This is a genomic window from Capnocytophaga sp. G1920 (assembly GCF_051417515.1).
Map to the genome: position 1 here is coordinate 20,160 of NZ_JBPRKH010000004.1, position 12,537 is coordinate 32,696.

Annotated in this window: 12 protein-coding genes; 9 read left to right on the forward strand and 3 right to left on the reverse strand. The window is 39.8% G+C overall.

Translation table 11 applies throughout. The features are described 5' to 3' along the window. Positions 1-559 precede the first annotated feature (559 nt). The 9 genes from ruvA to ACSQ7D_RS03800 all read left to right on the forward strand — a co-directional run bounded on the left by ruvA (position 560) and on the right by ACSQ7D_RS03800 (position 7,264). Entirely contained in the window at positions 560-1,144 is a 585-nt protein-coding gene (gene ruvA / locus ACSQ7D_RS03760) for a Holliday junction branch migration protein RuvA (RefSeq protein WP_437135425.1), read from the forward strand. Between the two features lie 17 nt (positions 1,145-1,161). Then, on the forward strand, positions 1,162-1,428 hold the full coding sequence (locus tag ACSQ7D_RS03765; protein WP_437135426.1) for a hypothetical protein: 267 nt from the start codon (positions 1,162-1,164) through the stop codon (positions 1,426-1,428). Further along, on the forward strand, positions 1,425-1,865 hold the full coding sequence (locus tag ACSQ7D_RS03770) for a PIN domain-containing protein (protein WP_437135427.1): 441 nt from the start codon (positions 1,425-1,427) through the stop codon (positions 1,863-1,865). Before ACSQ7D_RS03765 ends, ACSQ7D_RS03770 begins: the two co-directional genes overlap by 4 nt. A gap of 81 nt (positions 1,866-1,946) precedes the next feature. Next, a complete protein-coding gene (locus ACSQ7D_RS03775) occupies positions 1,947-2,438 on the forward strand; it encodes an LptE family protein (RefSeq protein ID WP_009419020.1) in 492 nt (163 codons plus the stop codon). Positions 2,439-2,465: 27 nt separating this feature from the next. Next, positions 2,466-3,302 carry a hypothetical protein gene (locus tag ACSQ7D_RS03780; RefSeq protein WP_002673420.1) on the forward strand — a complete coding sequence of 279 codons (837 nt, stop codon included), beginning with the start codon at positions 2,466-2,468 and terminating at the stop codon, positions 3,300-3,302. A gap of 11 nt (positions 3,303-3,313) precedes the next feature. Then, positions 3,314-3,691, forward strand: coding sequence for a preprotein translocase subunit SecG (gene secG / locus ACSQ7D_RS03785; protein WP_009417952.1), 378 nt, complete (start codon positions 3,314-3,316; stop codon positions 3,689-3,691). A 204-nt stretch (positions 3,692-3,895) separates the two neighbouring features. Next, positions 3,896-4,174, forward strand: coding sequence for a co-chaperone GroES (locus tag ACSQ7D_RS03790; protein ID WP_002673428.1), 279 nt, complete (start codon positions 3,896-3,898; stop codon positions 4,172-4,174). Positions 4,175-4,198: 24 nt separating this feature from the next. Beyond that, positions 4,199-5,833 (forward strand): chaperonin GroEL, encoded by a 1,635-nt coding sequence (gene groL / locus ACSQ7D_RS03795; protein ID WP_437135428.1) that lies wholly within the window; start codon positions 4,199-4,201, stop codon positions 5,831-5,833. Positions 5,834-6,100: 267 nt separating this feature from the next. Beyond that, positions 6,101-7,264 carry an OmpA family protein gene (locus tag ACSQ7D_RS03800; RefSeq protein ID WP_437135429.1) on the forward strand — a complete coding sequence of 388 codons (1,164 nt, stop codon included), beginning with the start codon at positions 6,101-6,103 and terminating at the stop codon, positions 7,262-7,264. Positions 7,265-7,990: 726 nt separating this feature from the next. Here the strand turns inward: ACSQ7D_RS03800 and ACSQ7D_RS03805 are convergent. The 3 genes from ACSQ7D_RS03805 to ACSQ7D_RS03815 form a co-directional block, all read right to left on the reverse strand. Next, positions 7,991-11,149: an efflux RND transporter permease subunit gene (locus ACSQ7D_RS03805; RefSeq protein ID WP_437135430.1), complete on the reverse strand. Its 3,159-nt coding sequence runs from the start codon at positions 11,147-11,149 to the stop codon at positions 7,991-7,993. Between the two features lie 21 nt (positions 11,150-11,170). Then, positions 11,171-11,920, reverse strand: a complete 750-nt coding sequence (locus ACSQ7D_RS03810) for an SDR family oxidoreductase (protein WP_437135431.1) — start codon at positions 11,918-11,920, stop codon at positions 11,171-11,173. A gap of 181 nt (positions 11,921-12,101) precedes the next feature. After that, positions 12,102-12,536 (reverse strand): DUF4268 domain-containing protein, encoded by a 435-nt coding sequence (locus tag ACSQ7D_RS03815; RefSeq protein ID WP_009417960.1) that lies wholly within the window; start codon positions 12,534-12,536, stop codon positions 12,102-12,104. Between the last annotated feature and the right edge of the window lies 1 nt (position 12,537).

Genomic DNA, 12,537 nt, shown 5'->3' on the forward strand with positions numbered 1-12,537 from the left:
TCCCGCCACTAATTTCCCCTTTGAAGATAACCAGCAACAGCTGAGTATGTGCACCGCGAGAGCGAAGTATATGAAAAGAGAATGTTTATACAACAATAATGACCGTCGCTTCTCCCCTATTGCCTAAGGCCTATGGCCTAGCACCTATTCCTTTTTCTTTCGCCTCGAAACCCCGTTTTTAACATTTTTTGCACTGTTGTATCATATTATGAATCAATTATTTATATACTCTTTCTATACCAATCGTCCAAGATTCGTATAAGCTTCCTATAAGCTCTCTATAAGCTACCCCCACCCTTCTTACACTCTTTTTTCATCAAAACCCCTCCCTCCCCTCTTCCGAACTTCTCCGTTTCTTTCCGAACCCCTCAACCCTCTACATTTGCTAATCTGCTAATTTAACAGCCCGTATGCATCGCTCCTTTAGAAAAGTTAATCTCGTATAGTTCAAGCTTGTAACTCACACCCCATTTGCTAATTTTCTAATTCTCTCATTTTCTAATTTGCTAATTCTCTAATTATTTGTACTTTTGCACTACTCAATCGACAATTTGAACTAATGATTACACAATTACAAGGAAAACTCGTAGAAAAGAACCCTACTCACGTAGTAATCGACTGCCACGGGGTCGGCTATTTTGTAAATATCAGTCTGAATACTTATTCAGCGCTACCCGAAGGCGAAGCCATTAAGCTATACACCTATTTGCAAATAAAAGAAGATGCCCATACACTCTATGGCTTCCTCACCAAAGCCGAACGCGAAGTGTTTGTATTGCTCCTTTCGGTATCGGGAGTAGGTGCTAGCACAGCTCGTACAATGCTCTCATCGCTCACCGCTGCACAAGTGCGCAATGCTATTATCAATGGCGAGGTAGCTACCATTCAAGCAGTAAAAGGCATAGGTGCTAAAACAGCCCAACGTGTAGTACTCGACCTCAAAGACAAGATGCTCAAGCTTCAAGACTTTGAAGAGGTGCCTATGAACGCCGTAAGCACCCACAAAGAAGAAGCTCTTGCCGCCTTAGAAGTATTGGGCTTTATGCGCAAACAAGCCGAAAAGGTAGTCGATACCATTATCAAATCAAGCAGCGAAGAGCTTTCAGTAGAAGAAATTATCAAGCAAGCCCTCAAACGCTTGTAAATTTAACAGTAAAAACTATGAATACAACCATTCTCAAAGTAGACAACAGCAGTGAAATGGCTTTAGCTTTTTTGGAATATGTAAAGTCTTTGCCATTTGTGAAAGTAGAAGTGCCTAAGAACAAGAAAGAAACATCAGCTCCCTCTATGGAAATATTAGAAGAAGATGAAGACGGTATTCCTATTGCACATCGCGATTTTATAATGGAACTATCACAAGATGTAAAAAAAGGTTTTGCCAAACGATATTTCAAGACTATGAAGAAAAAATATGCTGAAAAATGATAGTAATAACTGATAGCAATATATTTTTTAGCGCACTTATTTCTCCTGATGGAGTCGTGGCAAAAATTCTTAACGAAAAGAAAAAGATACAATTCTTGGTGCCGGAATATTTATTAGATGAAGTAGAAGAACACTTACCTCGACTCTCAAAGTTTTTGAATAAAACAAAGAAAGAGGTTAAAAAGGAGTTGTCTAATCTTTTAGAAGGGGTAAAAATCCTTTCAATGAAAAATATTTCAAAAGAGAATGACAAAAAAGCTCAGGAGATAGTAGCTGATATAGATATTGATGATGCTCCTTTTATAGCCTTTCATTTGCAATATAAACACAAAATATGGTCGGGTGATAAGCAACTCAGAAAAGGACTTACTGCAAAAGGGTATGGACATTTTTTTGTAACACTCGAAGAACTCAAACAAAGAATTTACAAAAAGTAACACTTTTTACCGCAATTTCGTCATTCGTAATTTGTCATTCGTAATTATTTTCGTATCTTTGCCCGCTAATTGATTGGTAAAATGAAATATATCTTATATATACTCTTGGCTTTCACTGCTATAAGTTGTGGTATCTACAATTTTACAGGAGGAAGTACAGGCGATGCAAAGACTTTTCAAGTAAACTTCTTTCGCAACGATGCTCCCTTGGTAGAACCTGGCCTCGACCGCGATTTTACCATCGCCCTACAAGATTTGATTAACAACCAAACCAACCTCAGCCTTACCGATCGCAATGGCGACCTTGTATACGAAGGCGAAATCGTAGAATTTAACATTACCCCTATGACGGCTACCGCAGGACAAACCGCTGCCCAAAACCGTGTAACCATAGGCGTAAATGTGCGCTTTACTAATCATAAAGAAGATAAAAAAGACTTTGAAAAGCGCTTCTCTTTTTACTATGATTATCCTGCTGCTACACAATTCAACTCGGTAAAAGGCGAAGCTATCCCACAGATATTCGAGCGTATCACCCAAGATATTTTCAACGCCTCATTGGCAGATTGGTAGCAATTAGGTAAAGACAATAAGGTAAGATTGACAGTAAAACAATTCATAGAGATTATTAGGCATCCCTACACTATTAACGATGATCAAGTATATGAACTCGACGAGATAGTGAAGGAATATCCTTATTTTCAAGCAGCAAGGGTGTTACAACTCAAAATATTGCATTCCGAAGAAAACTACAAGTACAACAAAGCCTTAAAACTCGCTGCGGTACACGTAACTGACCGCTCAGTATTGTTCGACTTTATTAATTCTAAAAGTATTATCCCTGATTTCTCAGCCCTACGTCGTGATTTTGAACGTATTCGCAAAGCGAGAGAACGCAAAGAAGCCGAAGAAACTGAGAATACACCTCCTAAGGTAAGTTACATCGACCACGAACCGCGCTTGTATCGCCCTAATGTACCCGAATCTATTTTCGAAGAACCTATTTTCCCCGAAGATTTGGTAAATCACCAAGAGTTAGCCGATGCTTTTGAACCTAAAACAGAGGAAAAACCTAAAACTGATACTGACAATATCTCTCAATGGTTAGAAAACATCTCCGATGACCATACCGAAGTATCTTATAAAGACGACAAGGTAGCCGAAAAGTTCAAACTCATTGATAAGTTTTTGGAAAACAATCCTAAGATTGAAGCCTCCAAAGACTATGTATCCAACGTAAATTTAGCCGATGATGTAAACTCAGACCCTAAACAATTAATGACCGAAACATTGGCACAAGTATATGTAAATCAGCGCAAATTTAAGCAAGCTATACAAGCGTATGAAATATTAATTTTGAAAAATCCAGAAAAAAGTGCTTACTTTGCAGCCCAAATAGAAAATATCAAAAAACTACAACAAAATAATTTATTTTAATTTATAGAGAAATGACTACATTCAACATCTTTTTAGTGCTTATCGTGGTAGTATGTTTGCTACTCGCTTTAGTAATTATGGTACAAAACCCTAAAGGAGGCGGACTCTCTTCTACTTTCGGTGGCAATACTCAAGTAGTAGGTGGCGTGAAAAAAACAGGCGACTTCCTCGAACGCAGTACTTGGACGTTTGCTACTGCTTTAGGAGTGCTTATTCTTATCGCCAACACCTTACTACAAGGCAATACCGGTGTAAATGCCGATTCTAAACTGCTCGATGGCAATACCCCTGCTACCCCTATAGAAAACCCTCTTAACCAACAAGCACCTGCCAACAATGCTACCCAAATGCCTGCTACTCCTGCCACATCTTCTAATACAGGTAACTAAACTGACAAAAAGTCAGTTTTTACAGATTGGCATACTTTCTGAAATATCCTCTTCGATTTTTTATAAAAGGAATTAAAATACTTGAATGAAAAGGTTAGATAACATCCCCACATCCCCCTTTCGAAGGGGGCGCGGGCGATGTAATTCCCTAACACCTAATTCCTATTTTCTAAACAAAAAAAATAACTAAAAACTAAACAAATAATGGCAAAATTGAATATTAAACCTTTAGCTGATAGAGTAGTGATTGAGCCCGCAGTGGCCGAAACTACTACCGCATCAGGTATTATCATCCCTGATACTGCAAAAGAAAAACCTCAAAAAGGTACGGTTGTAGCCGTTGGAGCAGGTACTAAAGATAACCCTGTAACCCTAAAAGTAGGCGATACAGTACTCTATGGCAAATATGCCGGTACTGAACTAAAATTAGAAGGTAAAGACTACCTTATTATGCGTGAAAACGACGTATTAGCAGTTATCTAAACATAAAAACTAAAAACTAAAGAAATGGCAAAAGATATTAAATTTGATATAGACGCTCGCGAAGGTTTAAAACGTGGCGTTGATGCATTAGCAAATGCAGTAAAAGTAACATTAGGACCTCGTGGTCGTAATGTGATTATTAGCAAATCATTTGGTTCACCACAAGTAACCAAAGACGGGGTTACCGTTGCTAAAGAAATAGAACTAGAAGACGCTCTCGAAAATATGGGCGCTCAAATGGTAAAAGAAGTAGCTTCTAAAACCAATGACCTCGCAGGCGACGGTACTACTACCGCTACTGTATTAGCACAAGCTATCGTAAAAGAAGGTCTTAAAAACGTAGCTTCTGGTGCTAACCCAATGGATTTAAAACGCGGTATTGATAAAGCCGTAGCAAAAATCGTAGAACATTTGGCTAAACAAGCTAAAGAAGTAGGCTCTTCTTCTGAAAAAATAAAACAAGTAGCCTCTATCTCTGCTAACAACGACGATACTATTGGCGAACTTATCGCTCAAGCATTCGAGAAAGTAGGTAAAGAAGGGGTTATCACCGTAGAAGAAGCAAAAGGTACAGATACTTACGTAGATGTAGTAGAAGGAATGCAGTTCGACCGCGGTTACCTTTCTCCTTACTTCGTAACCGATTCTGAAAAGATGGTTGCAGAACTCGACCACCCTTATATCTTGTTGTACGACAAGAAAATCTCTACTATGAAGGACTTGCTTCCTGTATTAGAGCCTGTAGCTCAATCTGGCAAACCTCTTTTGATTATCGCTGAAGATATCGATGGTGAGGCATTAGCTACCTTAGTAGTAAACAAGTTGCGCGGTACTCTTCGCATCGCTGCTGTAAAAGCTCCTGGCTTTGGTGATCGTCGTAAAGCAATGCTCGAAGATATCGCTATCCTAACCGGTGGTACTGTAATTGCCGAAGAAAGAGGCTTTACTCTTGAAAACGCTACTATCGATATGCTTGGTACTGCCGAAAGAGTAAGTATCGACAAAGATAACACCACTATTGTAAATGGTGCTGGTAAATCTGATGATATCAAAGCGCGTGTAGCTCAAATCAAAGCACAAATCGAAAACACCACTTCTGATTATGACCGTGAAAAACTACAAGAGCGTTTAGCTAAACTCTCTGGTGGGGTAGCAGTGCTTTACATAGGTGCTGCTTCGGAAGTGGAAATGAAAGAGAAAAAAGACCGTGTAGATGATGCCCTTCACGCTACTCGTGCAGCTGTTGAAGAAGGTATCGTAGCAGGAGGAGGTATAGCGCTTATTCGTGCTAAAAATGTATTAGGAAAACTAAAACCTCTCAATGCCGACGAAGAAACAGGTATTAAAATTATCTTCAAAGCATTGGAAGCTCCTTTGCGCACTATCGTAGAAAACGCAGGTGTTGAAGGTTCTGTAATCGTAGCTCGTGTACTCGAGGCTTCAAGAGATGCTTACGGATACAATGCTAAAACAGGTACTTATACCGATATGTTTAAAGCAGGTATCATCGACCCTAAAAAGGTAACCCGTGTAGCCCTTGAAAACGCTGCCTCAGTAGCTGGTATGATTCTCACTACCGAATGTGCTTTGGTAGACATCAAAGACGATAAAGCAGCTGCAATGCCTCCAATGGGTGGTGGAATGCCAGGAATGATGTAATCGTAAATTCATAGCATTATTATCATATTTTATTAACACGAAAATCAGGGAGAGTTTACAATGAAACTCTCCCTGATTTTTTATACCCAAAAACTATATTAACTCTCTGAAATGTGAAAGAAATGCAAACAGTTTGTAAATGAAACGTTAAAAAACAAGGTAAAAATGCGAAAAGCATATATTTTATTACTAAAAATGATTGTACAAATAAAAAAAGTCGTATATTTGTCCCGAATTTTAAAACACAAGTAATAAACATTTTTTTATATGAAAAAAACCTTATTAAGTATTGCAACTGTCGTTGCAGTGATAACAAGTGCTAACGCACAAGATATGCTAAGTAAGAGCAAATTTTTTGACAACTGGCAAGTAGGTGTTAAAGCTGGTGGTTTCTCTGAAACTCAGCATGAAGCTTTCTTTAAAAACACCCGTGCCACTTTTGGAGCTGAGATTGGTAAACAAATCTCTCCTGCTTTCCGTTTAGGCGTTGAAGGTATGGCGTATGTACGTCCCGTAGCCCTTGACAATGATGTAGATGCAGGTAACTTTATAGACAATACCAATGTAAGCTTGGTAGGTACTATAAACTTGAGCAACCTTATCGCTGGTTACAAAGGAACTCCTCGTTTCTTCGAAGTAGAAGGTTTTGCAGGAATTGGTTGGATGCATAGATATGTACAAGACATCGCTCCTAACTATAGAGAAAACTACAGAAGCAACAGTATGTCTGCTCAGTTTGGTTCTAACTTATTGTTCAATTTAGGCGAAAGCAAAGCGTGGGGAGTTAAATTAAGTCCTGCTATTGTGTATGGTGTAGACCATCCTACTGAGAAAAGTTCAGTAAACAGCTTAAACAGCTTGAACTCTTTCATTCAAGCTACTGTTGGTGTAGTTTACCGTTTTAAAGGAAGCAATGGTGCTCACCACTTCACTACAGCTACTCAAAATCCTGACAATAGCGCAGAATTGGGTAGACTCCGTGATGAGTTGAACAGCAAAAACAAAGAATTGTCTGACTGCCAAAGACAAGTTAATAAATTGCAAGATGACTTAGAAGCAGCTCGCAACAAGAAGCCAGAAGTAGTAGAAAAAGTAGTTACTAAAAACAAGAAAACTTTGGAATCAGTAGTTACTTTCCGTGTAGCTAAAAGTACTATCGATGCATCTCAATTGCCTAACGTAGAGCGTATCGCTTCTTACCTTAACAAATATAGGAATGCTAAAGTTAGTATCAAAGGTTATGCTTCACCAGAAGGAAACTTAGAAAAGAACAAACAATTAGCTACTGCTCGTGCTGAAGCTGTTAAAAACCTTTTAGTTAAACGTTACAAAATCTCAGCTGATAGAATCCAAGCTGAAGGTAATGGTATCGGTGATATGTTCAGTGAACCAGATTGGAACCGTGTAAGTATCGCTAATATCGTAGAGTAATCAAATACCCTACAAAATAAGAACTTACAAATAAAAATTAAGGAAAAAGGCTATCCTAATTAGGATAGCCTTTTTTATTTTCTATTACGTGAGTTTGACTCGAATTAAAAGAGGCAAGGTCAATGCTGAAAAAATGTTAATCTCTTTTAAAACCCTGCAATTTTTTTAAAGTTTAGAAAGTAGAACACTTGATAGTCTTTTGTGGTATCAAAAACATTAAAACATTATTTATCAGTAAAATATTAGAAAAAACCTTTGTTATCTTTTAATTGAAGTTTAACCGAAGGTAGAGCGAAGCTAAGGTGAACCTAAGACGAACCTAAGACGAAGGAAAGGTGTTAGAATATTGGATATCAATAGGTAAAAAGCCCTTATAACTTTATTGAAGAAAAAGTGTTAAAATAGTGTTTTTAACAGATAAAAAGCAATGTTACTACTTTCTTTTTACGGTGAGCTCGGTATAATAAAACATCAGATAATTAAAAAAATCCCACAGATTGCACAGATTTCACAAATCTACGAGGTATGTAAGGCGGGATTTAGTAGCTAAAGAAATGTGATTTATACGTACTGCGACACAAAATGGATATCAACTTTACCAAAGTTTCCAACTTTGGCAAAGTATTGGACGCAAAAACGACTCAAAAATAATATGCTAGTAATAGAAATAAAAAAGGCTGTCTGCTAAAAAGCAGACAGCCTTTTTTATCGTAGCACCACAGGCTTTTAATATTCGCCAGTAGGCTCTACAAATATCTCTTCTTTTTCTTTATGACCACTTATACTTTCTTGTATCGCTTGGAAGAATACAAAGAATACCGGAATCACAACAAGTCCGAAAAAAGTACCGATGAGCTGACCGATAGCGGCTCCCGTAGCTACTGAACGGTTTCCTGTTGCACCTACGCCTGAGGCAAATACCAATGGCATCAAACCAACGATGAAGGCAAAAGAGGTCATTAAAATCGGACGCAAACGTGCCATTGCGGCATTGATAGCTGCCTTAGATAGGCTTTCCCCCATACGACGGCGTTGCACAGCAAATTCTACAATCAAAATCGCGTTTTTAGCTAAGAGTCCCATCAGCATAATGAGAGAAATTTGGAAATAGATATTATTTTCCAACCCAAAAAGCCATTGCCCTAAATACGCTCCAAAGATACCAAAAGGCAATGAGAAGAGCACTGATAGAGGCAATAGGTAACTCTCATACTGTGCTGAAAGAATAAAATAAGTAAACACCAAGCTGAGTAAGAAGATGAGAATGGTTTGTGAGCCTGCAGTCTGTTCTTCACGCGTCAAACCTGTATAGTCGATTCCATAATTATTATTGAGGGTTTGGGCAGCCACCTCTTGTACCGCTTTCAGAGCATCACCTGTACTATAGGCGGGGTTGTTCTGAGCCGAAATAGACACCGAAGTAAAGAGGTTATAACGGCTGAGCAATTGCGGACCGAAAGTACGTGTAAGAGTTACAAACTCGGTAATAGGTGCCATCGTTCCACTACCTGTTTTCACGAATAAGCTATTAAGGCTATTGAGGTCTTTACGCGCTTCGGGCAACGATTGTACCATTACACGGTATTGCTTTCCGTAAAGGGTAAAGTCAGTTGCATAGAAGCCCCCTATATAATTCTGTAAGGTCGATAGAATAGTGCTCACTGTAATACCCGACTGCATAGCGCGTTCTACATTAATATCCATTTGGTATTGTGGATAGTTCACATTGAAAGAGGTTTGGGCAAACTGTATCTCGGGACGTTGCATCAGGGCACCCAAGAACTCTTGTGCATTCTTGTTCACCTCACTGATATCACTTCCGGATTTATCCAAGAGAACAAACGACACCCCACCTCCTACACCAAAACCAGGCACGGAAGGCGGTTGGAAGAAAATCACATTGGCATCTTTGATATTGGCTACTGCACGAAAAGCATTGTTGATAATTGATTTAATGTCTTGACCGGGGAGTTTAGAACGCTGCTCAAAAGGTTTCAGTTTGAAGAAACCCATACCATTATTACTACCTTCGCCTGAAATCATACCGCGACCAGTAACAAAGGTAACATTTTCAACCCCTGGAATATTGGAAAGACTTTCGTTTACCTCACGCATAATATTGGCAACGCGTTCCATAGAAGCCCCAGGAATCATCGATACATCCATCATCACGAACCCTTGGTCTTCACTGGGCACAAACCCCGATTTCATACTTTTATTGGCAAAATAGATACCACCTCCTGCCATAAGTAAGAGCACTAAGGTTACCCATTTATGGCGAAGGAAGAAGGTAAAGGTTTGCCCATATTTACGTGTAGCGGCATTGAAAGCTATATTAAATTTGTGGAAAAACTTGCCAAACCACGACTTTTCTTCATATTCTTTATTGCCGTGAGGTCTGAGGAAGAGCGAGCAAAGCACCGGACTGAGGGTAAGTGCATTGATAGCTGAAATCACGATGGCTACAATCAGAGTTACCCCAAACTGTTTGTAGAAGACGCCCGTAGTACCACCCATAAAGGTTACCGGTACGAACACTGCTGCCATCACAAGGGTGATAGAGATTATCGCCCCTGTAATCTCGTTCATAGCTGAAATGGTAGCGGGTTTAGCTTTCTCGTGAGTTTGTTCCATCTTGGCGTGCACCGCCTCGACGACCACAATAGCATCGTCCACCACTATACCGATGGCTAACACCAAGGCGAAGAGGGTAAGCATATTGACAGAATAGCCAAAGAGGTTCAAGAAGAAGAAAGTACCCACGATAGACACTGGTACCGCAATAGCAGGGATGAGTGTAGAACGGAAGTCTTGCAAGAAGATATATACCACCAAGAACACCAAAAGGAAAGCCTCTAAGAGAGTAGACACCACCTTAGAAATGGCAGCATCTAAGAAAGTGTTGGCGTTATAGTTGATAGTATAAGTAATCCCTTCGGGCAAAGAAGGCTTTAACTCGTCTAAGAGCTTTTCGATATTTTGGATAATCTCGTGAGCATTAGAGCCTGGTGTTTGCGAGATACCCATTGCCACAGCAGGACGACCTTTGCTTTCAGAAAATCCTGTATATCCGAGCGCGTCGAGTTCTACCTTAGCTACATCTTTAAGACGAAGAATACGCCCTCCATCTAACGCTTTAAGCACTATATTTTCATATTCGGATACTTGAGTGTATTTTCCCTTGTACTTAATCACATATTCATAGCTACTACCGCTGTTTTGCCCCAAAGTACCCGCAGCCGCTTCTCTACTCTGAGCTGAAATTGCAGCAGTTACCTCGGTAGGATTAAGCCCATAGGCTTGGAGTTTTTGTGGATTTAACCAAATACGCATAGAATAGGTTTTACCTCCAAAAGCACTGGCATCCCCTACCCCACTGATACGTTTGATTGCAGGAATCACATTGATGCTCAAGTAATTTTGTAGAAATACATCGTCTAACTCTTTATTCTCAGAGAAGAAGGTGAGAAACATCAGATTACCTGAGCTCTGTTTGCGTACCGTTACCCCCGATTGGGTTACCTCAGATGGCAAAATAGAGTTGGCACGCGACACTGCATTTTGCACGTTTACCGCCGCGATATCACCATTGGTACCCTGTTTGAAATACACAGTAATATTTGCTGAACCACTATTAGAAGCCGATGAGGTAATATAATCCATATTTTCTACCCCATTGATTTGTTCTTCCAGCGGAATCACCACCGCTTTGAGCACTGTTTCGGCGTTGGCACCCGCATAGTTAGCCGATACCTGTACCGTTACAGGGGCGATATCAGGATATTGAGAAATAGGCAAAGAGATAATCCCCAACACCCCTAAAATCACTATTAAGATAGAGACTACCGTTGATAGTACGGGTCTGTTAATAAAGTTTTTTATCATAAGTTAGATGTTATACTTGAATTAAAATTCTTGTTTAGTAGGACGCAAAGTAATCTCATTGATAGCTACATCCTCTGGTTGTTCAACAGCATACGCAATAGCACGGGCAACTGAATCGGCAGGAATCTCATATTCCTTATAAAAAGCCTGAATACCTGCACTTGTTTCAGGGTCGGAACTACCATACTTAAGTTCACTTTCCACCGCACCTGGGTAAAGGGTAGTCACGCGGATGTTATCTTTAGCGGTTTCTATACGTAAACCTTCGCTAATAGCTTTTACAGCAAACTTAGTACCGCTGTACACCGTACCACGACCTGCCGCCACCTTTAAACCTGCTACTGAGGATAAGTTGATGATATGCCCACTATGTTGCTTCTGCATTGTTGGGAGTACCGCAGCAATACCGTAGAGTACCCCTTTGATATTGATATCAATCATTCTGTCCCATTCGTCTACTTTAAGCTTTTCGAGAGGAGCTTGTGCCATCAGTCCAGCGTTGTTTACCAGCACATCTATACGACCGTAAGCTTTGAGCGTTTCTTGGGCAACACGTTCCAAGTCCTCACGTTTGGTAACATCACATACAATGACAAGAGCCTTACCGCCTTGAGAGCCGATGCGTTTCACTAGCGATTCCAAGCGGTCTTTACAGCGCGCAACCGCTACGACTATAGCACCATACTGCGCCAAATAAAGAGCAGTAGCTTCACCGAGCCCGCTACTGGCTCCTGTAATAATCACAACTTTATCTTTGATGTTTTCTTTCATAATTACCAATTTATTAGATATTAAATACAGAAAAGGAAGTGCTTTTATAGTAAAAAACACTTCCTCTTTGAGGGTGTTACCTTATTCTATGCAAAGGTAAGACAAAAAAGTTACGTGAGAATGAGGTTCGATGTTAATCTTTTCTTAAAGTTTCAAAGGATTATACAGAGGTAAGTAGTGCTTATTTTTCTTCTTGTATTATGTCTTTGTACTCTGCCCAGAAGGTTTCAAACTGCAACATCGATTGATAGAGGAACTCCATCGCTGATTGCCAAGTAGCTTTGTTGTGAATGGTTACGTTTGGCAATTCTACATACACACAGCTGATTTCTTTACCGTTGTTCAAGAGAAAGTGCTCTTCGAAAACAACATTAGGGAGGTACTGTTCTTGCAGAATCGTTTTCAGCGACAACAATTTGTTGTAGTACAAACTACGTGTTGCCTCGTCAGGGTCTTCCACAGCGAGAAGCACCCGTGCTTTACAGGTGTCGAATGAAAACTTAAAGCTGAAATCCTTTATCTTGGTATTGTAAAGCGTCCATTTCCGAGGGAAGGATTTGCCAAAGGAAATCCAGAAGTCTTCGCGTAGTTTTTTTGCTTCAGCTTTGCTGTACAAG

Bases quoted from the DNA above. Each gene is read 5' to 3' on its own strand.
- ruvA (WP_437135425.1), top strand. From the start codon at position 560: ATGATTACACAATTACAAGGAAAACTCGTAGAAAAGAACCCTACTCAC.
- ACSQ7D_RS03765 (WP_437135426.1), top strand. From the start codon at position 1,162: ATGAATACAACCATTCTCAAAGTAGACAACAGCAGTGAAATGGCTTTA.
- ACSQ7D_RS03770 (WP_437135427.1), top strand. From the start codon at position 1,425: ATGATAGTAATAACTGATAGCAATATATTTTTTAGCGCACTTATTTCT.
- ACSQ7D_RS03775 (WP_009419020.1), top strand. From the start codon at position 1,947: ATGAAATATATCTTATATATACTCTTGGCTTTCACTGCTATAAGTTGT.
- secG (WP_009417952.1), top strand. From the start codon at position 3,314: ATGACTACATTCAACATCTTTTTAGTGCTTATCGTGGTAGTATGTTTG.
- ACSQ7D_RS03790 (WP_002673428.1), top strand. From the start codon at position 3,896: ATGGCAAAATTGAATATTAAACCTTTAGCTGATAGAGTAGTGATTGAG.
- groL (WP_437135428.1), top strand. From the start codon at position 4,199: ATGGCAAAAGATATTAAATTTGATATAGACGCTCGCGAAGGTTTAAAA.
- ACSQ7D_RS03800 (WP_437135429.1), top strand. From the start codon at position 6,101: ATGAAAAAAACCTTATTAAGTATTGCAACTGTCGTTGCAGTGATAACA.
- ACSQ7D_RS03805 (WP_437135430.1), bottom strand. From the start codon at position 11,149: ATGATAAAAAACTTTATTAACAGACCCGTACTATCAACGGTAGTCTCT.
- ACSQ7D_RS03810 (WP_437135431.1), bottom strand. From the start codon at position 11,920: ATGAAAGAAAACATCAAAGATAAAGTTGTGATTATTACAGGAGCCAGT.